The organism is Niabella terrae, from assembly GCF_054783135.1.
On record NZ_BAAGRD010000003.1, the window covers coordinates 405,794 to 429,178 of the forward strand.

The 23,385-nt window shown below is 48.4% G+C and carries 22 protein-coding genes; 16 read left to right on the plus strand and 6 right to left on the minus strand.

Translation table 11 applies throughout. The features are described from left to right. Positions 1-88 precede the first annotated feature (88 nt). The gene (locus ACYVI9_RS04555) at positions 89-472 is read left to right on the plus strand and encodes an SET domain-containing protein (protein WP_460761265.1); all 384 of its coding nucleotides are present in this window, start codon (positions 89-91) and stop codon (positions 470-472) included. A 1-nt stretch (position 473) separates the two neighbouring features. Here the strand turns inward: ACYVI9_RS04555 and ACYVI9_RS04560 are convergent, their stop codons facing one another. From ACYVI9_RS04560 to ACYVI9_RS04570, 3 genes are all read right to left on the minus strand, one after another. Further along, entirely contained in the window at positions 474-926 is a 453-nt protein-coding gene (locus ACYVI9_RS04560) for an RES family NAD+ phosphorylase (RefSeq protein ID WP_460761268.1), read from the minus strand. After that, complete coding sequence (locus ACYVI9_RS04565; RefSeq protein WP_460761271.1) at positions 926-1,369, minus strand: hypothetical protein; 444 nt, start codon at positions 1,367-1,369, stop codon at positions 926-928. Before ACYVI9_RS04565 ends, ACYVI9_RS04560 begins: the two co-directional genes overlap by 1 nt. An 85-nt stretch (positions 1,370-1,454) precedes the next feature. Further along, positions 1,455-2,291 carry a DUF4846 domain-containing protein gene (locus tag ACYVI9_RS04570; RefSeq protein ID WP_460761273.1) on the minus strand — a complete coding sequence of 279 codons (837 nt, stop codon included), beginning with the start codon at positions 2,289-2,291 and terminating at the stop codon, positions 1,455-1,457. 87 nt (positions 2,292-2,378) lie between these two features. On the opposite strand from ACYVI9_RS04570, the gene rnhA reads away from it, so the two are divergent. Then, positions 2,379-2,843 carry a ribonuclease HI gene (gene rnhA, locus ACYVI9_RS04575; RefSeq protein WP_460761276.1) on the plus strand — a complete coding sequence of 155 codons (465 nt, stop codon included), beginning with the start codon at positions 2,379-2,381 and terminating at the stop codon, positions 2,841-2,843. Positions 2,844-2,906: 63 nt separating this feature from the next. Continuing rightward, positions 2,907-3,236 (plus strand): L-rhamnose mutarotase, encoded by a 330-nt coding sequence (locus ACYVI9_RS04580; protein WP_460761278.1) that lies wholly within the window; start codon positions 2,907-2,909, stop codon positions 3,234-3,236. Between the two features lie 76 nt (positions 3,237-3,312). Here the strand turns inward: ACYVI9_RS04580 and ACYVI9_RS04585 are convergent, their stop codons facing one another. Then, positions 3,313-3,534 (minus strand): DUF2795 domain-containing protein, encoded by a 222-nt coding sequence (locus tag ACYVI9_RS04585; RefSeq protein WP_114792839.1) that lies wholly within the window; start codon positions 3,532-3,534, stop codon positions 3,313-3,315. A 194-nt stretch (positions 3,535-3,728) separates the two neighbouring features. Between ACYVI9_RS04585 and ACYVI9_RS04590 the strand changes: the two genes are divergently transcribed. The 8 genes from ACYVI9_RS04590 to ACYVI9_RS04625 all read left to right on the plus strand — a co-directional run bounded on the left by ACYVI9_RS04590 (position 3,729) and on the right by ACYVI9_RS04625 (position 11,237). Beyond that, positions 3,729-4,379, plus strand: a complete 651-nt coding sequence (locus ACYVI9_RS04590) for an ABC transporter ATP-binding protein (RefSeq protein ID WP_460761281.1) — start codon at positions 3,729-3,731, stop codon at positions 4,377-4,379. 116 nt (positions 4,380-4,495) lie between these two features. Next, a complete protein-coding gene (locus ACYVI9_RS04595) occupies positions 4,496-6,025 on the plus strand; it encodes an MFS transporter (protein ID WP_460761283.1) in 1,530 nt (509 codons plus the stop codon). Between the two features lie 50 nt (positions 6,026-6,075). Continuing rightward, positions 6,076-6,330, plus strand: a complete 255-nt coding sequence (locus ACYVI9_RS04600) for a DUF6814 family protein (protein WP_460761286.1) — start codon at positions 6,076-6,078, stop codon at positions 6,328-6,330. Positions 6,331-6,479: 149 nt separating this feature from the next. Beyond that, complete coding sequence (locus ACYVI9_RS04605; protein WP_460761288.1) at positions 6,480-6,809, plus strand: hypothetical protein; 330 nt, start codon at positions 6,480-6,482, stop codon at positions 6,807-6,809. Positions 6,810-6,889: 80 nt separating this feature from the next. Beyond that, positions 6,890-8,575, plus strand: a complete 1,686-nt coding sequence (locus tag ACYVI9_RS04610; RefSeq protein WP_460761291.1) for a SulP family inorganic anion transporter — start codon at positions 6,890-6,892, stop codon at positions 8,573-8,575. Between the two features lie 18 nt (positions 8,576-8,593). Then, entirely contained in the window at positions 8,594-9,232 is a 639-nt protein-coding gene (locus ACYVI9_RS04615) for a carbonic anhydrase (protein ID WP_460761293.1), read from the plus strand. Between the two features lie 320 nt (positions 9,233-9,552). Further along, on the plus strand, positions 9,553-10,842 hold the full coding sequence (gene eno, locus ACYVI9_RS04620) for a phosphopyruvate hydratase (protein WP_460761296.1): 1,290 nt from the start codon (positions 9,553-9,555) through the stop codon (positions 10,840-10,842). 11 nt (positions 10,843-10,853) lie between these two features. Next, the gene (locus ACYVI9_RS04625; RefSeq protein WP_460761298.1) at positions 10,854-11,237 is read left to right on the plus strand and encodes an FtsB family cell division protein; all 384 of its coding nucleotides are present in this window, start codon (positions 10,854-10,856) and stop codon (positions 11,235-11,237) included. A 108-nt stretch (positions 11,238-11,345) separates the two neighbouring features. Here the strand turns inward: ACYVI9_RS04625 and ACYVI9_RS04630 are convergent, their stop codons facing one another. Both ACYVI9_RS04630 and ACYVI9_RS04635 read right to left on the minus strand, forming a co-directional pair. After that, positions 11,346-12,101 (minus strand): 3-keto-disaccharide hydrolase, encoded by a 756-nt coding sequence (locus ACYVI9_RS04630; RefSeq protein ID WP_460761300.1) that lies wholly within the window; start codon positions 12,099-12,101, stop codon positions 11,346-11,348. Positions 12,102-12,152: 51 nt separating this feature from the next. Beyond that, the gene (locus ACYVI9_RS04635) at positions 12,153-13,508 is read right to left on the minus strand and encodes a Gfo/Idh/MocA family protein (protein WP_460761303.1); all 1,356 of its coding nucleotides are present in this window, start codon (positions 13,506-13,508) and stop codon (positions 12,153-12,155) included. A gap of 494 nt (positions 13,509-14,002) precedes the next feature. On the opposite strand from ACYVI9_RS04635, the gene ACYVI9_RS04640 reads away from it, so the two are divergent. From ACYVI9_RS04640 to ACYVI9_RS04660, 5 genes are all read left to right on the plus strand, one after another. Next, positions 14,003-15,109 carry a glycoside hydrolase family 88/105 protein gene (locus tag ACYVI9_RS04640; protein WP_460761306.1) on the plus strand — a complete coding sequence of 369 codons (1,107 nt, stop codon included), beginning with the start codon at positions 14,003-14,005 and terminating at the stop codon, positions 15,107-15,109. 190 nt (positions 15,110-15,299) lie between these two features. Further along, entirely contained in the window at positions 15,300-17,288 is a 1,989-nt protein-coding gene (locus tag ACYVI9_RS04645) for an FAD-dependent oxidoreductase (protein WP_460761309.1), read from the plus strand. Between the two features lie 32 nt (positions 17,289-17,320). Beyond that, the gene (locus tag ACYVI9_RS04650) at positions 17,321-18,442 is read left to right on the plus strand and encodes a glycoside hydrolase family 130 protein (RefSeq protein ID WP_460761311.1); all 1,122 of its coding nucleotides are present in this window, start codon (positions 17,321-17,323) and stop codon (positions 18,440-18,442) included. A 404-nt stretch (positions 18,443-18,846) separates the two neighbouring features. Then, positions 18,847-20,217, plus strand: a complete 1,371-nt coding sequence (locus tag ACYVI9_RS04655; protein WP_460761314.1) for an IPT/TIG domain-containing protein — start codon at positions 18,847-18,849, stop codon at positions 20,215-20,217. Between the two features lie 90 nt (positions 20,218-20,307). Beyond that, positions 20,308-23,376 carry a SusC/RagA family TonB-linked outer membrane protein gene (locus ACYVI9_RS04660; RefSeq protein WP_460761316.1) on the plus strand — a complete coding sequence of 1,023 codons (3,069 nt, stop codon included), beginning with the start codon at positions 20,308-20,310 and terminating at the stop codon, positions 23,374-23,376. Positions 23,377-23,385: the final 9 nt, after the last annotated feature.

The following is a 23,385-nucleotide window of genomic DNA, read 5'->3' on the forward strand; positions in this document are numbered from 1 at the left end:
GGCTATTTTTTTAGATTGCCTGGCTGCTTTAAACCGGCCGGATAGGGTCCGCTTTTTAGTTCGCGGGTTATTCTGTAAATTCCCCCACGTGATAGCTCATTGTCTATATATAACCCAGACCGAGGATAAGGGGAAAGGCGTGTTTACGACCGAGCCAATAGCAAAAAATTCGGTGATAGAAATTGCTCCGGTGCTGGTTATGTCTGCAGCGGAACGTCAATTACTGGATCAGACCCTCCTGCACGATTATATTTTTGAATGGGGAATGGACAGTCAGCAATGCTGTGTAGCGCTTGGCTGGGTCTCAGTATACAATCATTCTTTCACCAGCAATTGCGAATATGAAATGGATTACACCACACAGAGTATGCAGATCAGGACGGTCCGGGATATCGCCGCAGGTGAAGAGTTGCTGGTGAACTATGGGGGCAGTTGGGACGCCAAGCCTTCGGTCTGGTTTGAGCCCAGGTAAGTTAAAAAAGTCTTTTGTCCAGGTCATAGGGACGGACTGTCAAATCCTTGATCTTATAGAAGTCAGGATGCAGCGGGTTGATCAAAAAATTATTTTCTTCGGGAATAACCGCCGAAGGAATTTTCAGAACTGGCTGACCCCTGGATTGCAGAAAAGCATCGCCGATATACCGGGTATAGGCCCGGTCCAGATCCCAGGACTTTTTCAGACTGGCAGGATTAATTTCAATAACCGCGGATTCAGGCACTTCCATTTCTATCAGGTGGTAACCGGGTTGCAGCCGGCTGACACTGCGATCATAGTTAACAATCATTTCCAGCACGGCCAGGGAAATATGACCTGCTGCATACAGGGCAGACTGCCCTTTGCTGTTCCACCGGCCGCCATATAAGAAGGCGCCCTGACCGGACCGGTCATCCCGATAGGCGGATCTGACAATTCTATAGATGACCATCAGGCAGAAATTCCATGTTGTAATCTTCCCATGAGATCAATCAGTTCCTGGATGCCGGTATGGGTGCGGAGCAGCGCTGCCGCCGCTTTTCCATGTAAAGAATAAGGCTGGCTTTGAAGCCAGGCTTTAAAACCGGCATTCCCAAAAAGTTTATTGCCCGCATCAATCAATTGCTTCAGTAACAGGATACGTTCTATCTGAAGACCGTTAAAGCTGCCGTTTTCCTTGGCATACCGGTGCAAGGTACGTTCACTCATGAAAAGCATATCTGCCCATTCTGTAATCGTAAAAGGCCCCCTGGCCAGGATTTTTTTGAAATGCTGATAGGTAAAATCCTTGACTTCTTTTTGCGTGACCTTTGACTGTAAGGGGTGCAGGGGAGCCTGCCTGTTGTCGGATAGCTGGCCTGGTTCCGGAAAGTATTTTTTAGGTGCCTTTTTCATACTATGTCATTTGTCACAAATTTACATGACTTTTGTCAAAATTCAAAATCGGCGACCAATACCCGCTGTATCAGGCCGCTGCGGTTCAGCGCCATTCAAATAAAGCATTGCGGTCAAATACCCATTCCGGTGTCGTAATCTGATCGGCATCGTTGAGTGAATACCAGGGGCTGGATGCAGCCAGCCCGGGATTATTCAGCAGGTGGATGCTTTGGGCGGGCATATAGCTTTGTGCCAGCATGTATATTTTCTGCCCTTTCAGATTGGAAGCCGTTGCCATGACGATGACGGCATGACCAGGGCTGCCGGGTTGCAACAGTACATCTCCTGCGCTGATGTATTTTAAGGGCTTTTTTTTCATTGATGCCGGCAGACTGGCTGTACCACAATAACTGAATACAAATTCCAGGTAGCTATCCAGAGATTGCCGGAGCGCTGCTTCTGGCCGGACGTTAACCGGGTGGATCTGGCCGCCCCGCAATACATAACGCCGGCCCCGGCGCCAGTCTTCAAAGTTCAGGACGACTCCGCTCACCGTTGTAAAGCTGATGGCCTTAAAGTTTTTTATTTGGTAGAGGTATTCGGCGCGCAATCGCATGACGGCATCTGCACATTGCTGCAGGTCTTTCTTCCCGATAGGGATATCCAGCACGGCGTATTGAGCATCCTGATTGGCTTTGGGCTTTCCGTTGTACAGGTAGACGGTCTTATCAGTTTTGACTCTGCATTCACTCAGATACTGCCCGAAGCTTTTTTCGCTACAGGCATCATATTGAAACCCCGGCGGCAGGGGGACGGCCTTTACCATGGCAGCAGGTCCAGGTGCCGCAACAAATTGAGTCGCCGGCAGGGAGCCGGAACCTCCGGCACCGCAGCCCAGCGCCAGCCAGCTCAGATAGCCAGGGAAGAGCATGATTTTCATTCGAGTTGATTCCACCTAAGGACGCGGTCCGGAGCCATTTCCATAATCGACCTGTGATTTCAAGGGGGTTCAATTATATTTGCCGCCATGGATCGGCAGATTACCATATATACAGATGGCGCGTCCCGGGGAAATCCGGGACCGGGTGGCTATGGTGTACTACTTATGTATAAAGGGCATGTCAGGGAACTGTCTGCAGGATTTCGGCTGACGACCAATAACCGGATGGAGCTGATGGCCGTTGTCGAGGGACTGAAGGCACTGAAGAGGCAGGATATTCCTGTAGTGATCTATTCTGACAGCCAGTATGTGGTTAATGCCATTTCCAAGGGATGGCTGCGGAATTGGATCAAAACAGATTTTAAGGGCGGAAAGAAGAACCGCGACCTTTGGATGCAGTACCACCAGCTGGCCCGGACTTTGCGCATCAGTATGGTATGGGTCAAGGGGCATGCTGATAATCCTTATAATAACCGCTGTGATGAACTCGCTACAGCCGCTGCCGACGGCAAGCACCTGGTCGTAGATGAAGGATATTTGCAGGGAACCTAATCCTGCGTTACGGCGGCGGTTCAAAAAAGACCCGAGGTTTCTCTCAACTAAATACCAGAAAATATGAAACGATATTGCCTTACCGTAGATCTTAAAAATGATCCGGCTCTGATCCGGGAATATGAAGCATTTCACCAGCAAATCTGGCCCGAAATAGCTGCCAGCATCCGCGAAGCAGGTATCGAAGCGATGGAAATCTACCGGGTGGAATGCCGGCTGTTTATGATTATGGAAGTCACAGAAACCTTTTCTTTCGAAAAGAAAGCGGCAGCCGATCTGGCCAATCCCCGGGTACAGGATTGGGAAAACCTGATGTGGAAATACCAGCAGGCTCTTCCTTTTGCCCGCCCAGGTGAAAAATGGGTCCTGATGCAGCGGATTTTTTCCTTATAACTCGCGGGTAGGTGAGGGGGCAACAAAAAAGCCGCATGGCTGCGGCTTCAAAAAATATGGTGATAGTCAGGATTGTTTAATATTCATCTTCGTTAAACAGAAAATCTTCCTGCGTCGGATAATCCGGCCAGATGTCTTCAATGGTCTCATATACATCGCCCTCATCCTCAAGCTCCTGGAGATTTTCAACTACTTCCAGGGGAGCGCCGCTGCGGATCGCATAGTCGATCAGCTCGTCCTTGGTGGCTGGCCAGGGAGCGTCTTCCAGATAAGAAGCTAATTCAAGTGTCCAAAACATAATAATTAAGTTTACTGCTTTAACGCAATTAAGCAACAAAGTGTTGCATGACAGCGAAAAATTTGTGCAAAAGTAAAGCTATTAGGGAATTTACCAAATTGCTTTTTTTGAACCATTTTTTGAACATTTTCATGCCTTTTCAGCCCCAATCCTATACATTTGATTATTAAAGGATTTGCTAAAGACTTCGGCACATGATCAGCGGAAAGAATATTTGTAAGTCATATGGTCAGATAGAGGTACTCCGGGGTGTGGATATCGATATCCGCGAGGGGGAGGTCGTTTCCATTGTCGGCCCTTCAGGGAGTGGTAAAAGCACCCTGCTGCATATTCTTGGAACCCTGGACAAAGCCGATAGCGGTACGGTCATTATGAAAGGCCAGCCGGTGCAGGAACTGTCTTCCAAAAGGCTGGCGGCGTTCCGGAACCAGCATATCGGATTTGTTTTTCAGTTTCATCACCTGCTACCGGAATTTTCCGCCCTGGAGAATGTATGTATACCCGGCTGGATCGCGGGCCGGAAGAAAAAGCAGGTAGCGGCGCAGGCCACCGAATTGCTGACCTTACTGGGCGTGGCTGACCGTTTGGATAATAAGCCGGGCGCACTCAGCGGGGGCGAGCAACAGCGGGTAGCGGTGGCCAGGGCCCTGATCAATCAGCCTGCTATCGTTTTCGCGGATGAGCCCACGGGAAATCTGGATACTGCCAATGCCCGGGAGTTCCACGATTTGGTATTCGAATTACGGAAAAAACTCAATCAGACCTTTCTTATTGTCACCCACAATGAAGAGCTGGCCCAGCTCAGTGACCGGGTGCTGCAAATGAAAGACGGGCTGATAGTTTGATATTTTAGCAGTAAAGCCTATTTTCATGGGCTCTTAAGGTCGCTTGCAAAATGCGGAACCCCAAAAAAGAGCAGCCCGCCCTAAGTGATGCTGCATTTCAAATAATAAACGATTGTATGAGTAAAAGCATGAAAACAAACGCTATTGCCAGAGTTATTGGCGCCTCCTCTCTGGGTACCATGATTGAATGGTATGATTTTTACATTTTCGGGATGCTGGCCAAAACTATTTCCACAGAATTTTTTCCTGCGGGCAACGCCACTGCCGCCCTGTTAAGCACCCTGGCTATTTTTGCTGCCGGTTTTATTGTGCGGCCTTTTGGTGCTCTTGTATTCGGCCGTCTGGGAGATATTCTGGGCAGGAAATCCACCTTTTTGCTGACCCTTGTATTGATGGGAGGCTCAACCTTTCTGATCGGGCTGGTACCGGGATATAAAACGATCGGCATGGCAGCACCCTTGCTGGTGCTCCTGCTGCGCCTGGTGCAGGGCCTGGCCCTCGGCGGAGAGTATGGTGGTGCGGCCACTTATGTCGCCGAACACGCACCAGCCCATCGAAGAGGATTTTATACCAGCTGGATACAGACTACCGCAACCCTGGGGCTTTTTCTGGCACTTGGCGTCATTATGCTGGTGAAATTCAATATGAGCGATGCGGATTTTAATGCTGAATGGGGAGGATGGCGGTACCCTTTCTGGTTCTCGGTACTGCTGGTGGGCGTCTCGGTCTATATCCGGATGAAGATGGAAGAATCGCCTTTATTCTCCAAACTCAAATCTGAAGGTAAAACCGCTAAAAATCCCCTGAAAGAAAGCTTCCGGCATAAAGCCAATTTCAAAATGGTGCTACTGGCCTTATTTGGTGCTGTAATGGGTCAGGGTGTGGTTTGGTACACCGGACAGTTTTATGCACAGAGTTTTCTGGAAACCAAAGCCATGCTCGCATTTGACCAGAGCCGTACCATTATGCTATGGGCCATTTTATTTGCCACGCCGTTTTTTATCTTTTTTGGCTGGCTGAGTGATAAGGTCGGCCGTAAATGGATCATGCTTCTGGGCATGTTACTGGCCGTAGTCACTTATCGGCCTATATTTAGTTTTTTCCTGGAAAAATCGAATGTCGCGCAATGGGAACAGAGAATTTTGTCCGAAGGAAAGGAAACCGTCCGCAATGCCCCAATGGCGGGATCGGACAGTCAGCTGGAAATTCATGAACACCGGGTAACACTGTCCTCAGGCGGCAGTTATCTATACCAGCGGACCGACACCCTGACCGCATCGAATACGTTCATCATGCGTGGTAAAGAAGTCTTTAAGGACAAAATGCTCCCCTCCGGTTTGTATTGGAAGTATGTCGGCATGGTCTTTATTCTGATCCTCTATGTGACCATGGTTTACGGACCGATTGCTGCTTTTCTGGTGGAACTCTTTCCGGTACGGATTCGCTACACATCGATGTCACTTCCTTACCATATCGGAAACGGGGTCTTTGGAGGGCTGGTACCATTTATCGGTGTTTTGCTCCAGACCTCCTTTACCATAGACCCCCTGATCGGCCTTTGGTATCCCATCGGGGTGGCGGCTTTGTGTTTTGTGATCGGTGCCGTGTATTTGTCCAATAAAATTGATCGGAAGGTAAATGATTAAAAGACATACTGCGTAAGATTACGTATACAACCACCTTAAACTTTGAAACCATGAATACGGTAAAAAAAATATTGGGATTCTGCTGGTTAATCCTGAGTCCGATAATTGTCTATTTCTTAATAGCAGCGGCTTTCAGGAATATTGATCCGGCCGGGGACAAGGATATTAATGATCCGATTATCTGGATCATTATCATCGGCATCTTTGTACCTATTGCCATTGGATTGATGATATTCGGCTGGTATGCACTCAAAGGAGAATACGACCACTTACCCGAGCGTTCCGGAGACCTTAATTTTGATTAAACCTGGGAAATGCCGGCCCATTGAATCGACCGGGATATATATTGTATTTTTTACATATAACCTGTTGTCGGTTTTGGTTCAAAATTTGACGATTATATGATTGTTAAAACTGATCATAAAAAGGGATTTTAATCTATCTTTGCGAATCGATGCGTAAATGGATGGATTATATTTCGGGGATATTTTTAGCAGCATTATTGCTGCTGTTGACAATTGGTCTGCCCCTGACTTATTCCAGCATCAGTAAACTCAAACAGCAGACGGCTGCCAGCAATAAATACGCTGACAAAAATCCTTATTCCAGTAGTACCGAAGAGAAGACCGCTTCCAATAACCTGACCGTGAACGAGGAATATGTTCACGCTGCCTCGGAGCTGAATCCCCTGGTCAGAGAGATATCTGTAGCTTATATCCATGCCCATGAAGCGACTTACCGTGCCTATCACGGAGAGTTACATTGTCCGCCGCCTAACTGTTAATCCGCTATATTTTACGTTTTTCATTGACTCAGCGCCACATGGCCCTGGGCCCCTCTATTTTTAATTATTTAAATTTTTTTATGAAAGATCAGCCCCAAAAGGGCGGGATTTTCAGGACGCTTAGTAGCGACCTGCCCGCTTCTATTGTTGTATTTCTGGTAGCCCTTCCTTTATGTCTGGGAGTGGCGCTGGCTTCCAATGCACCACTGTTCAGTGGTATTATAGCCGGTGTATCAGGAGGAATTGTTGTCAGTATTTTTTCCAAATCCCAATTGAGTGTCAGTGGACCGGCAGCCGGACTCACCGCTATTGTGGCCTCCGCTATTACTTCTCTGGCTTCCTTTGAAGCGTTTTTGGTGGTTGTCGTTCTGGCCGGTGTTTTCCAGATTATTCTGGGTTTCTGTAAGGCCGGTGTTATCGGAGATTATATTCCGAATAGTGTTATCAAGGGTATGCTGGCCGCCATTGGCCTGATTCTGATCCTGAATCAGTTTCCCCATTTGCTGGGTGATGACAGCTCCTTTATCATCGATGAAACGACACCCCGTGAAGATCAGGGCAATATTTTTGTTAATTTCTTCCGTTCCTTTAGCCGTATCAACGGTGCGGCAGCCATCATTGGCATTCTGTGTCTGGCCTTTTATGTTTTATGGGAGAAAATGGTGGCTGGGAAAAAAGGATTTATCAAACTGGTACCTGCCCCATTGCTGGTGGTATTTATTGGCGTCGGACTCAACAGTCTGTTTGCCGGCAGCGCCCTGTTTCCTGCGCTGGAAGGAGGGCATCTGGTAGCCATTCCGGTTGCCTCATCAGCGGAAGAGTTTTTCACATTTTTTACTTCACCGGACTGGAGTTTTATCGGCAATACTGATATCTGGATACTGGCAGTAACGGTGGCACTGGTCGCCAGCCTGGAATCCCTGCTCAGTATTGAAGCAGTGGATGACCTGGATCCCTATCAGCGGGTCACACCTACCAACCGGGAATTAAAGGCACAGGGCTTCGGCAATGTGGTTTCCGGATTGTTGGGCGGGATACCCGTTACCAGCGTAATTGTGCGTTCTTCAGCCAATGTCAACGCAGGTGCGAAATCCAAACTTTCTACTTTCTGTCACGGTAGCCTCCTGTTGTTGTCGGTCGCATTCATTCCCGCAATCTTGAATCTGATTCCGAAAGCAGCCCTGGCGGCCGTTTTAATTTTCACAGGTTATAAACTAGCCAAACCTGCGCTGTTCCGGGCTTTTTACAAGAAAGGAATGGATGTTTTCCTCCCTTTTGTGATTACGATCGCCGCTATTTTGGCGACAGATCTTTTAAAAGGAGTAATTTTAGGCATTATTGTGGGTCTGTTTTTTGCCTTTCGATCGAATTTTAGAAAAGCTGTTTTTGTTGTCAATGATGATAAAAGGTACCTGTTCCGGCTACGCAAAGACGTTTCTTTTTTAAACAAAGCTATTATTAAAAGAAAGCTGGAAGAAGTACCGGAACGTTCCCATGTCATCATGGATACCCGAAGGGCAGACTTTATTGACCGGGATGTCGTGGAGACCATCGAAGACTTCGCCCTGCACGCGCACCTGAAGGATATAAAGTTCGAACTCTATACCAGTGGATTTGTGGATCATGGATTTTCCTATAAGATTCTGGCCAATAAAAATGAGACGGGCGAGTTACAGCGAAACTACGAGGAAGTAATAGAATCCGTCATCCAGAAATCCAACGGTATTTTAAATGCCAAATCGAAACGCGCCACAGAAATTGTTTAATTAAAATTTAGAATATTTATGAAATCTTACGAAGGTTTATTAGCTGCCAATAAAGAATGGGCTGCTGAAAAATTATCTTTGGATCCGGAATTCTTCCAGTCCCTGGCGAAATTGCAAACACCGAAATTCCTTTGGATTGGTTGCAGCGACAGCCGCGTTCCCTCTGATCAGATAACCGGAACGGAACCGGGCGAGATCTTTGTTCACCGTAATATTGCCAATCTGGTAGTACATACCGATGTAAATATGCTGAGTGTTCTGGAGTATGCTGTGGTTCATTTGAAAGTGAAACATGTAATCGTTTGTGGTCATTACGGCTGCGGTGGTATTAAGGCTGCCATGGGTAATAATGATTTTAATCAGATCTTGAATATGTGGCTGCGGGTAATTAAGGATGTATACCGGCATAACCGGGAAGAACTGGATGCGATAGAAGATATCGATAAGCGCGCCGACCGGTTGGTGGAGCTCAATGTGAAGGAACAGGCTGCGAAGCTCTGCAAGACTTCCATAATTCAGAAAGCCTGGAAGGAACAACAGGGCCCTGCCATCCACGGCTGGGTATATGGATTGAAAGACGGCATTTTAAAGGAAATCGTCACGATCATGCCCGGTGAGGAGGTGATTGATCCCATTTATCGCTACGATAACCTCTAAAAGGGGATGGATTGAATAGGCTTTAAGGGCGTTTGCTGTTTGCAGAAACGCCCTTTTTTAGTGGATTGTTCTATTGGACAGGACGGGTTAGCTCCGGGAAAGGCAACCGAAAGCAGTCAAAAAGGGGCGGATGCTGCGCCTTCGAATACAGTTCCCACCCGATACAGCACCTGGTACGGTCTTTTTCCCCAGGACGGACTACCAGCTGTTTTCCACAGCTGTTATTTAGTTTTTTCAGATATTTGTGTATTGTATACGCAAACTATCGCTAAATTGCGCCTCAAACTTTTCTATATAAAGAATCAACAAAACCTTTTTTCATGAGTTACATTTCAGAGATTTTTGCAAGACAAATATTGGACAGCCGGGGTAATCCCACTATAGAAGTGGATGTGATTACCGATGAAGGTGCGGTCGGAAGGGCAGCTGTCCCCAGCGGTGCCAGCACCGGCATTCATGAAGCCGTAGAATTAAGAGACGGCGATAAGAAGAAGTATCTGGGAAAGGGTACCCTCAAAGCCGTAAAAAATGTTAATAATACCATTGCCCCGGCATTGCTCGGTTATGATGTAGCCGATCAAACCGGTATTGATCAACTGATGATCGAACTGGATGGCACACCTAATAAGGGAAAACTCGGCGCTAACGCCCTGCTAGCCGTAAGTATGGCTGCTGCCAAGGCGGCGGCTGAGGAATCCGGTCTTCCCTTGTATCGCTATATTGGCGGTACCAATGCCAAAACCCTTCCCATTCCCATGATGAATATCCTGAATGGCGGGGCTCACGCAGATAATAAGATTGATTTTCAGGAATTTATGATTATGCCGATAGGCGCTTCCAGCTTCAGTGAAGGCCTTCGCTGGGGCGTGGAAATTTTCCATGCGTTGAAATCTGTTCTGAAAAAGAAAGGCTACAGCACCAATGTGGGCGATGAAGGTGGATTCGCACCTAATATTCAAAGCAACGAAGAAGCCATTGAAACCGTACTGGATGCGATTCGCGCTGCCGGTTATAAGGCTGGTTCACAGATCACCATTGCTATGGATGCCGCCAATAGTGAACTCTGGGACAATAAAAAAAAGAAATATGTTTTCCACAAGAGTTCCGGTAAAGCGATGAGCAGTGAAGAACTGGTCAAATATTGGGAAAGCTGGGTGAAAAAATATCCCATCGTCAGCATCGAAGACGGTATGGCGGAAGACGACTGGAAAGGATGGCAGATGCTGACCGAAGCCATTGGATCCAAATGCCAGCTGGTCGGCGACGATCTTTTTGTAACCAATGTCACCCGTTTGCAACAGGGTATTGATAAGCATATCGCCAACGGGCTGCTGGTGAAAGTAAACCAGATCGGCACCGTCACTGAGACCATCAATGCGGTCACTTTGGCACAGCATCATGGTTATAATACGATTATGAGCCACCGCAGCGGGGAAACAGAGGATACCACTATTGCGGATTTGGCGGTAGCGCTGAACTGTGGCCAGATCAAAACCGGCTCAGCCAGCCGTACAGACCGGATCGCCAAGTACAACCAGCTGATCAGAATCGAAGAACAACTGGGTGTTTCAGCGATTTATCCGAAAGGAAAGATTAAATTTGGAAAATAATACTTACCCCGATGGAAGAGTTTGTTGACTTTGTACCGGAAAAAGAACCTGAGATCCTTCCCCAGCGACCCGTCCGTAAAAAGGCATTCGGCCGAATCTCCCGATTTCTGACGAATAAATTTTTTATTGCCAGTGTCGCTTTTCTGGCGGTCATGTGTTTTCTGGATAAGAATGACGTGATTACCACGATTGGCAGAAACCGGGAACTCAGAGAACTGAATCAAAGTAAACAGCACTATACCCAGGAACTTTCAGAACTTAGAAAAATTAAAGACGACCTGGAAACCGACCCGGTGGTAATTGAAAAGCTGGCCCGGGAGAAGTACCTGATGAAGCGGGATAATGAGGACATCTTTTTAACAGAAGATCAGACCCGCACGGCACCGGGCCATTAAATCCCGGTCCGGACTGATTTTCCAATAGAACGATAACATAACGAAGAAGCCTCTTCTGAAGCGAATCGCGACAGAAGAGGCTTTTTTTGGCGGGTACGCTGTATCCGGTTACAGCTCCCTGATTTTGATATTGCGGTAGCTTACTTTATTGCCATGGTCCTGCAGCAGAATATGACCCGCCGGAGCCTGACCAAAATCTTTCCAGACTTTGTATTTACTGATGGCGACTAAGTTTTTAAAGGCGGCGGAACCGCGCTCATATTCGAGGACTTTGACGCCATTCAGCCAATGCTCGACATGATGGTCCGGTTTGACGATGACCTTACCCGTATTCCAGCTGCCAATCGGACGGGTAGCTTCCGCCTTACGGGCCGGGATCATGTCATAGAGAGAGGCCAGGGTGCGATTGCCGTTTCTGCCGAGTTTGGCATCAGGATGTCGCTGGTCATCCAGGATCTGGTATTCCAGGCCAATGGCGGAAAGACCGGTCTTTTCTTTGAGGGTGACAAAATATTTTACCCCGCTATTGGCGCCCGGCGTCAGTTTGAAATCGAATTGCAGTTCAAAAGCGCGGTACTCCCGGAGGGTAACAATATCCCCTGCATGCTGAGACTCCGAACCATCCGTGGCCTCAATGGTCAGGACACCATCCAGGATTTTCCAACCCGGGCTGGTTGCCGGAAAGACATCGGATCTGGCGCTTCGCCAGCCATTACTGGTCCTGCCATCGAATAAGAGTACCCAGCCCTGTTTTTTTTCTTTTTTGCTCAGCCGATTGATTTTTTGTGCGACTGACTCCTGAGGGATCAGCTGCAGCAGCAGGAATAAACCCAGCAACAGCTTTGTAAAGCGTATATGTTTCATGTTTGTTTTTTCGAAGTGAAAGAAATAACCCATACCAGGTAGAAGAAGCGGTCAATACCGGAAAACCTTACCATTGACCATTACTTCCTGGGTGGACTCATCGAAAGTAGCTTTGGCCCCGGTATGGGCGGCTGCCGTTGTCATGATGTTGGCGATACTATGACTGTAACCCGCTTCTACTGGTGCGTTGGGTTGTTTGCGGTTGCGTACGGATTCCATCCAGTTGCGCACATGGTTGGAAGTCAGGGAATCACCGCCCGTATTGGCAGACGCCACAACCCGCTCATTATTGGGCAGTTTTATCTCGGGCAGCTGGTTGGCTTTCATGTTCATGGCAGCCGCCATTTTCTCCGTAAGTCCGCCTTTGGATGAAATTTTATTGGTGATCAGATTGAGTTCGCCGCCGTTGGAATAATAGATTTCTGAAGGGCGTTCTTCCCCATTGTGCATTCGGGCGCCGAAAGTAACCTGAAATCCCTGGCTGGGATCCTCGGCGGGTCCGTAGTCAAAGGCCGCCATAATCGTATCCCAGTTGCGGCGACCGTCTTTCCATTGGTAAATGCCACCGTTGGCGACAACACTACGGGGGTGTTTCAGGCCGGTGAACCAATGAACCGTATCAATCTGATGACTCATCCATTGTCCCGGCAGTCCCGAAGAATAGGGCCAGAACAACCGGTATTCCAGATAGATGCGGGGATCGAAAGCTTCAAAAGGACGGTTCATGAGGAAGCGTTTCCAGTCGGTATCAGATTCTTTGAGCTGTCCCAGCAATTCCGGCCGGCGCCAGCGTCCGGGCTGGTTCACATTCCAGGTAAGTTCTACCATCGTTATAGGACCAAACTGCCCCGAACGAATAAAATCATAAGCCGCATGGTAATTGGTCCCACTGCGGCGCTGGGAACCTATCTGGATGATTTTTCCCGAAGCCTTGATGGCCTTCAGCGCCGCCCGGTTGTCTTCCATTGTTTCGGCAAATGGTTTTTCGACATAGGCATCACAACCTGCCTGGACGGCCTCAATGGCGTGCAGGGCGTGCTGAAAATCCGCCGTGCCGATAAAAACAGCGTCCACCATTTTACTGTTGTACATTTCCTCATTGTTGCGGAAAGCGCGTACCGGATGCTGCATTTTTTCCGTCCAGCTGGCGGCTCCCTGTTCCCGGCGCTGTTTCCAGATATCGGAAACGGCGACAACTTCAAAATTCAGGTCTTTGTAATGATTCATGAAACAGGGCATATGTGAGGACCGGTGACGATCTGAAAAGCCAACCACACCCACCCGTACCCGATCATTGGCACCCGGGATTCTTTTATAACTTTTTGCACTGAATACCTGTGGGCTCAGCAACATACCCGCGCCTGCAACCGCTGCGTTCTTGATAAATTTCCGCCGTGATTTTTTCATCTCTGATTCTTTTTGTTTTTAGTTAATCGGTTGCGCTTTTTCGGGATTCCCGGCCAACCGTTTTAAAGTGATGCGGCCCCTTTCCTCAGGGTCGCAAGACACCCTGCCTTATATGCGGCCCGGCAGTCCTTACCGGATATTGAGGGGCCTTTTGATGTAACATGAAATCCTTCAACCCGTCTCGCGGTGGGGCCGGGTACCGTAAGCCGCTTATCGTTATGGATCGTTTATTACTTCCTATCCGCTACGTCCTCCAGGCAGTAACGGAAGGAAAGCCGGAGCGAAAATAGGGAAGGGGCCTTATAGTTTTTCCCCCCGGCGTATAACTTGGAATGAATCGACAAAAGAATGAATAATCCGGACTCCTGTAAAGGAAGTACTTTTGAAGCGCAGGTGCCCGATCAAAAATGCTTTTTCGGGATGGGCTCCCTGCCAATGATTGCCCTGAAGGGATGCTTTCAGACTTTTATAATCAAAACCCAAAGATTGAAATCATGCATAAAAAATTACGATTGTTACTGCCCGTTCTTTTGCTTGTTCAGGTATTGCCGGCACAGATAAAATTAAATGCCCCTTATGAAAAGGGTTGCAGCCCCCAGGAGGTCGGCCGGCGACTGGCCTATCATTTCGTTGACGGAAGGCACGAACTGTACGCGGGCCGTTATATCCATTACGCCGAAGTGTGCAGCTGGAACGGAGCACTGGACTATGCCCTTACAACAAAGGACACCCGTTTGATCGGACTGTTGCAGCAAAAATTTGAACCTTTCTTCGGCAGGGAAAAAAAATTACTTCCGCCGATGAATCATGTAGATTATAATATGTTTGGCAGTCTGGCATTACGGCTGTACCAGATTACGAAAGATGTACGGTACCGGAAGATGGGGCTGGCCTACGCCGACAGCCAGTGGGACCTTCCGGAAAAAGCCAATGCTGATCAGAAATCCTGGGCGGATCAGGGGTATTCCTGGCAAACCCGACTGTGGATCGATGATATGTATATGATTACAGTAGTACAGAACGAAGCCTATAAGGTAACCGGCGACCGAAAATATCTGGATCGCGCGGCCCGGGAAATGATCCTGTACCTCAATAAGCTTCAGCGCCCCAACGGCCTTTTTTATCATGCGCCTGATGTTCCCTATTACTGGGGTCGGGGTGACGGCTGGATGGCAGTGGGGATGGCAGACTTACTACGGGATTTGCCTGCCGGTCATCCGGATCGCAAAAGGATCATGGAAGGTTATCAGATAATGATGAAAAGCCTCAAGGCCCATCAAAGGCCTGACGGTATGTGGTCGCAACTGATCGATCAGCCCGATTGCTGGCCGGAGACTTCGGGAACCGGGATGTTTACCTATGCTTTTATTACCGGCATTCAGCAGGGCTGGTTACCGGAGGCTGACTACGCGCCGGCAGTCAGAAAAGCCTGGAAAGCCATGGTCGGTTTTATCGATGAGCGCCATAATGTTACTGAAGTCTGTATTGGTACGGGTAAAAAGAACGATAAACAATATTATTATGACCGGCCCCGGAATGCGGGTGATTTACACGGTCAGGCGCCTTATCTCTGGTGTGCAGCGGCGCTCTCAGCCCGCTGAGCAACCCGGGTCGCAATGAGTGGCAGCCGGCGGGTGACAGCCGCCAGTACTATCGGGACCTCAGGAAATTCCGGGGATGTATCAGTGATTTTTTTTGATCTTTCCCGTATCTTTCGCAAAGGTCTTTTAGGCCGGCTCCTGAAGCCGCCATCCGTACGGACTGATTCATCAAATTAACCCCTGAATCCATATGAAAAATTGTTTGCTCAGCATGCTGCTTCTGACCACTCTTTCGGCTTTTGCCCAGACTTCCATGAAAAAGATACAAGCTGATATTTGTATTTACGGAGGCAGTTCTGCCGGTGTTATTGCAGCTTATACGGCCAGTATGCAAAACAAAAAAGTCGTGCTGATAGAGCCCGGTCAAAGATTGGGCGGCTTGTCTTCCGGAGGACTGGGATTCACGGATATTGGGAATAAATATGTGGTTACCGGTATTGCCCGTGATTTCTATCGCCGCATCGGGCAGTACTACGGAAAATTTGAACAATGGATATTTGAACCCAAGGTAGCTGAGTCCATCTTTCTGGAGTATATTAGAAAATCCGGTACCCGGGTGATCTATGGCCACCGGTTGCAGTCAGTAAGAAAAAATGCCACGCAGATTGCTGAAATCATTCTGGAATCTACCGGCGGGGAGGACAAGCCCGCACTGGTAGTTCAGGCCCGGCAATACATTGACTGTTCCTATGAAGGAGATCTGATGGCGCGCTCCGGAGTCAGTTATACCACCGGGCGGGAGCCCAATGACCTGTACCAGGAGACGGTAAACGGAGTGCAGATGAAACACGAGCACCAGTTTCCTGACGGCGTCGACCCCTACCGGATCGCGGGACAGCCTCAAAGCGGTTTGTTATGGGGTATCAGTCCGGACAGCCTTGCGCCTGAAGGCAGCGGCGATAAAAAAATACAGGCTTATAATTTCCGGATCTGCCTGAGCAGCGACCCTGGCAATAAGCTGCCGATCGAAAGACCTGAAAATTATGATTCCAGCAAATATGAATTGCTCCTGCGTTATCTCTCGGTCGCCCCTACGGAAAAACTGGGCAAAATTCTGAAAATGGACCTGATGCCCAATCATAAAACCGATATCAATAACAACGGGCCATTTTCAACAGATATGATAGGAATGAATTATGCCTATCCTGACGGAGACTATGCAACCCGGGAACGCATCATCCGCCGGCACCTGGATTATACCAAAGGGCTGCTCTATTTTATTGGTCATGATCCGAGGATGCCCGCCCGTTTGCGCGAACAGATGCTGCAATGGGGTTATCCGAAAGATGAGTATCCCCAATCCGGGCACTTTACACCGCAGTTATACATCCGCGAAGCCAGAAGGATGCTGGGGGCCTACATTATGACACAGGCCAACTGCCAGGCCCGGGAAGTCGTGAAGGATGGCATTGGGATGGCGGCCTATAATATGGATTCCCACAATGCCCAGCGTGTCGTATGGAACGGGATGGTGAAAAATGAGGGAGATGTCCAGATTCGGGGGATCCGGCCTTATCCGATCGCCTATCGTTCCATCACACCCCGAAAAAATGAATGCAGCAATCTGCTGGTTCCGGTTTGTTTGTCAGCCAGTCACATGGCTTACGGTTCGATCCGTATGGAGCCTGTTTTCATGGTTCTGGCGCAGTCCGCTGCGTTGGCAGCTTCGATGGCAGCCGACCAATCCATCGCCGTACAGGATATTGATATAGCCGCCCTGCAGCAGGTATTAAAAAAAGACCCGCTGGCCGACGGCAGCACCCCTGAAATACTGGTGGATGATATACAAGTGTCCCGGAAGACGGGAAGCTGGACACTCGAAGCGCATGGTGGTTACGGTCCCAGTTTTTTGAAGAATCACAGCCCCGAACCGGCAGCGATCCGGTTTGAGCCGGAGATAAAAAAGGCGGGTACCTATCAGCTTTATTTTTATTATCCGAAGATGAAAAATGCTTCCGATGAAATCAGCATTACCGTAGCTGCCGGCAGCCAGAAACAGGTGAAGACCATTCGCAACGCAGACATCCGTATTACCGGCCAGGCATCGGGAGAATGGGTTCCGCTCGGAACTTACCGGTTGGTCGCCGGCACAAAGAATTTTGTCGAGATTTCCAACCAGGGGGCCAACGGCGCAGTGGCGGCGGATGCTGTACTCTTTGTTCCGGCACCGGAAAAATAAACAGGGTATAACATTTATAAAAATATTCAGACATGAAACAGGTAGCATTGGGGTGTTTACTGATCGCCCTCACAATGGGATGGCTGGAAGCAGCCGCACAGAAGCCGCTGCCAGACTGGGCCCTGGGTCCCTTTGTCCGTCCTGTCGATGGCAATCCTGTATTGTTGCCGGACAGCAGCCGGCGGTTTCGGGATCCTATGACGGGGGAACAGCTCGCATGGGAAGCAGGGGATGTATTTAACCCGGCAGCTATCGTCAGGGATGGGAAGATCTGTGTGCTCTATCGGGCCGAGGACCGGTCGGGCGTGGGCATAGGAAAACGCACTTCCCGGATTGGACTGGCGGAAACCCGCGACGGCATCCATCTTACCAAAGGTAAGGCTCCGGTACTCTTTCCGGATCAGGACACGCAGAAGGGAAACGAATGGCCTGGTGGTTGTGAGGATCCCCGGGTTGCCGTGACCGAAGACGGCCTCTATGTCATGTTTTATACCCAATGGAACCGTAAAGTAGCGAGGCTGGCGGTAGCCACTTCCCGGGACCTGAAACAATGGACCAAACACGGACCGGTATTTGAAAAAGCCTACAACGGTCGGTTTAAGGATATGTTTTGTAAATCAGGGTCCATTCTAACGGAATTAAAAGACGGACAGTTGGTCATTGCCCGGCACCAGGGCGAATACCTGATGTACTGGGGGGAACGGTTTGTCAACCTGGCCCGGTCAAAGGACCTGATTCACTGGACCCCTGATCTGGATGAAAAAGGAGAATTGAAAGCCCTTGTAAGGCCGCGGCCGGGATTTTTTGACAGCGACCTGACAGAATGCGGCCCTCCGGCCCTACTCACTGATAAGGGGATATTATTGTTATACAACGGTAAAAACCGGGGCGATCATCAGAGGGACTTCGGTTATACGGCCCATACCTATGCAGCCGGTCAGCTCTTGTTTGACCGTGACGATCCGGAACGCCTCCTGGAAAGATTGGATCAGCCATTTTTTATACCGACGGCAGCTTTCGAAAAAAGCGGTCAGTATCCTGCCGGAACCGTCTTTATTGAAGGATTGGTTTTTTTCAACCATAAATGGTTTTTGTATTACGGTTGTGCGGACAGCCGCGTGGCTGTAGCCGTTTACGATCCCGCTACCCACTGATACTTTCGCATTTATTTTATTATCGTCTTGCATCTGCCGTTTTTGGCAGGTGCAGTTAAGTGTGGGTATCTTATTCCCATCAACGATGCCCTGCCCCTATGTTTCAGGAATTTGGTACGATTCGACAAAATATTGAACAGGAGATATTAACAGCATTTAGTTATTTCGTTCTCAGGAAAATTGAGCTGAAATTTTTGCTTTTGATTATATGAAAAAGTTGATTGTAAGAATAAGAATGAGTGCTGAACAGCTGCAATAATTTTCAGGAATAGTATCATCCGGATAAGTAAACGATCACTGACTATGATCTGTCAGTCGGGCTGCTGTCGGGTGCGCGAAACGGCAATGCCAGTCATTCATGCTTGCGATCTCATACATCAACATAAAAACAAGACAACGCCAATATGAAATTCAAAAAACTGAACATCCTTTTTTTTGCCTCCCTGCTGCTGGGGTTGCTGCACTCCTGCAAGGACAAGGAGCTCGTTGAACAGCGACATGATCCCGGCAAGCCGGTAATATTTAATGATTTTTCGCCCAAGAGCGGCGCTATCAGGACAAGGCTGTATATCTATGGTGAGAATTTTGGTACCGATATATCCAAGATTCATGTTTATATCGGCGACAGGGAACTGAAAGTCATAGGGGCCAATGGGAAGCAGATCTATTGCTGGGTACCTGGTCAGACGACTACCGGAAACGTGAAAGTGATCATTGATGGAGAACCGAATACGGAATATACTTTTGACCAGGTATTTACATATAAGAAAAGTACCACGGTGGGTACGCTGGTAGGGGATGTGGACGAGCTGGGTAACTCTTCGATCGTGGACGGGAATTTCGAAGAAGCACGTTTTTCTTACCCGGCCTGGGTGACTTACGAACCTGAATCCAATGTGCTATTTGTTACCGAGCTGGACCGGGCGGTACGGAAAGTGGATCTGAATGAACGGACAGTCTCTACACTGATTACCAATGGGCAGGCAGCTTTTAGAAAGATGCAGACCACTACATTGAGTGCCAATAAGGATACCCTGTTTCTCGGAGACGATAACGGAAACCTGACCAGTCGTAATAAAGTAGCGGTAGCCTACACCCTGCGTAGTGAAAACTTTCGTCGGGTGCATGCCTATATCTATGACCCGGCCTGTTTTTCTACCGCGCCGCATCCGGTAACCAACGAAATGTTTTATAATGGTTATCAGGGTATCGGAATCAAGAAGGCAGTTCCAGATCCCGAAACAGGAGAACTGATGCCAAAATTATTGTTTCGGGTGGGCGGGAGTTCCAATAATTCCTCGCTGATATTCTTCCATCCCTCAGGCAACTATGCCTATATTGTTTCTTTCAGTCGCATCTATAAGAGTATTTACAATTGGGAAACAAGGGAGCTCGAGCCTCCTATATTATTTGCTGGTAGCTCTTCATCGGGAGATGTGGATGCGATAGGCACTTCGGCCAGAATCGGCAGGGTATACCAGGGCGTTTTTGTTAAAAATGCTGCCTATGCCGGACAGACAGATGAGTATGATTTTTATTTCTGTGACCAGAACAATCAAAGTATACGCACTTTGTCCCCCACAGGTGTAGTTTCCACGTTTGCCGGTAAGGGAAGCCCAACGCCTGATGGCAGTGTGAAGGGATATATTGACGGAGATCCACGCCTGGAAGCCCGTTTCGCCGATCCCACAGGAATCGATTACGATCCCGTTCGAAAAATTTTCTACATCGCTGAACGGGATAACAAGCGTATTCGTACGATCTCGGTGGAATAACCGGATATTCTATATTCATTTAACCAATCCTTTTTGCTGCCATTACGGGAACCTTCCTGTTTCAGGCGCTTCAATTCTGAAAATACTTACATGAAAAAAATATTTCTTTTACTGCTGTTCATCGCGGGATCGGTTAGTAGCCTGTACGCTCAGGATACAACTCAGGTAGCGGTAACTGTCAGGGGTGTGGTACTCAACCAACAAAGGGAACCCATGCAGGGCGTTACGGTAGCCATCAAAGATCAGCCCGGATTGGGCGTGAGTACCAACGAAAAGGGGGAGTATGTGATTGACGCCCATAAATATCAGTGGCTGGTATTTTCCTATGTGGGTTATGATCAGCAGGAGATACTGATTAACGAGTCGTTGAAAATTAATATTGAACTGAAAGAATCGGAACAGAATGCAATGGATGAGATCGTGGTAACCGCCCTCGGCCGTCAAAAGAAGGCGACCGTAACCGGCGCCATCACGACCGTAGACCTTTCGACAATTAAAACTTCAACATCCAGCATTACCAATGCGCTGGCAGGAAATGTTTCGGGGGTACTGGCCATGCAGGGATCGGGTCAGCCGGGCAGCAACGCATCAGAGTTCTGGATCAGGGGTATTTCCACTTTTGGCGCTGGTACCGCGGCACTGGTGCTGGTAGATGGCTTTGAAAGAAGCCTGACCGAGATCAGCATTGAGGATATTGAAAGCTTTACCATACTCAAAGACGCTTCCACGACGGCTATTTACGGTTCGCGAGGTGCCAATGGGGTGGTCCTCATTACGACCAAGAAGGGCAGGGTTGATAAGGTAAGCATCAATGGGAAATATGAAGCCACTTACAATACTCGGACCTTCACACCGGAGTTTGTGGACGGGTATACCTATGCCAGTCTGATGAACGAGGCCCGGGTAACCCGCAACGAAGAGCCTTTTTATACCCAGGAAGACCTCACCCTGATCCGAAACCAACTCGATCCTGATCTTTTCCCTGATATCAAATGGATGGAAATGTTTCTCAAACCAGGGGCCTATACACAGCGAGCGTCCCTGAACTTTGACGGCGGTGGTGCCCTGGCCCGATATTTTGTTTCGGGAAGTTATATTAATGAAGGCGGGATGTATGAAACCGATGAGAACCTGCGGGGGTATAATACCAATGCTAATTACAAAAGATGGAATTACCGGGCTAATGTGGATATGAATCTGACCAAGACGACCCTGGTCCGTGTAGGCGTCAGTGGATCCCTCGGTAAGCAGAACCTGCCGGGAGGTACCTACAATGAGATCTGGGCCTCGCTGATGGGCCAGAATCCTATTTCGATACCCATTAAATATTCAACCGGCCAGGTGGCCTCCCGCGGTGGCGCCGAAAAACAGAATCCCTGGGTACTGATTACCCAACAGGGATATATTGAAAACTGGGAGAATAAAATTCAGACCAATGTTACCCTGGAACAGAACCTGAAATTTATTACGCCCGGACTCCGTTTTGTAGGTCGTTTTGGCTATGATATCAATAATAATAACTATATCCGCCGGAAAAAATGGCCTGAAGGATGGATCGCTGAAAGGCAAAGGGAATCCAATGGTGAGCTGCGGCTGAAAAGAACGATTACCGAACAATTGCTCACTCAGGAATCAGACGCCAACAGCGACCGTTCTGAAACCCTGCAGGGCGAACTGCATTATTCAAAGAGAGTCGGCAGTCATACCCTGGGTGGTATTGTGCAGTATACCCAGGAAAAGAAAGTCAATACTTCGAGTTTTGACAGTGAAGATATCATGCAGGGCATCGAACGCCGCAATCAGCGGATAGCGGGTCGGTTTACCTACGGATTCCAATCCAGGTATTTTTTTGATATGAACTTCGGGTATAATGGATCTGAGAATTTTGCCACCGGACATCAGTTCGGATTATTTCCGGCCGTATCCGGTGCCTGGAATATTGCCGAGGAAAAATTTGTTCAGAACCATCTGAAATGGATGAATATGTTTAAAATCCGCTATTCCTTTGGTAAAGTGGGGAATGACTATATGCCAATTCGTTTTCCTTATCTGGCTTCCTTTACTTCCTCTGCCGGAGGTTATAACTGGGGAGACCTTGAGAGTACGAATTCCTATACCGGGCTGACTTATGCCAGAATTGCATCCAATACGATTACCTGGGAAATTTCTACCAAACATGACCTGGGTCTGGATTTCTCATTTTTTGATGACAAATTCGGCGGCGCGCTCGATTATTTCCACGAACAGCGGGATGGCATATATATGGAAAGAGAATTCATCCCGGATATTGTGGGACTGCAGGGTCAGGATCCACGCGCCAATGTGGGATCAACCCTTTCCCAGGGTTTTGACGGACAGTTGAAATTTACACAGAAAATCAGAAAGGTCAACCTGACGGTGCGCAGTACAATGACCTACAGCCGGAACAAGATACTGGAGGCAGACGAGCAGTTTAGTAATTATCCCTATACCACCCGCGCCGGTTTCAGGGTCAACCAAAACAAGGGTTTGATTGCATTGGGCCTCTTCAAAGATTATGAGGATATCCGCAACAGCGCTTCCCAGAATTTTGGCAGGACCGCTCCGGGTGATATCAAGTATAAGGACATCAACGGCGATGGTACCATCGATGACAATGATATTGTCGCCATCGGTGCGACCCGTTACCCCAACCTGATCTATGGATTTGGACTGTCGGCCAACTGGAAAGGTTTTGATGCCAGCGTATTATTTCAGGGTGCCGGTAAATCCTCCTTTTTTATTAACGGGTTCACGGTGTATCCTTTCAGCCAGGGCGACTGGGGAAATATCCTCACTGACGTGGTGGAGTCGAACCGCTGGATTCTGGGAGAAAATGAAGATATAAATGCAAGCTATCCGCGGCTCAGCTATGGTGGTAGTGCCAATAACTACCGGGCATCCACTTATTGGTTGCGCGAAAGTTCCTATATGAGACTGAAGACGGTTGACGCAGGTTATACCTTTCCTAAAGTCTTCACCAACAAAATGGGCATCAAGACCATGCGCCTGTATTTCCTGGGTACCAACCTGCTTACGTTCTCGAAATTTAAGATGTGGGATCCTGAAATGAACAGTACCAACGGACAGGCTTATCCCCTCGCTAAATCTTATACGCTTGGTTTAACCGTAAACTTTTAATACTGAAGG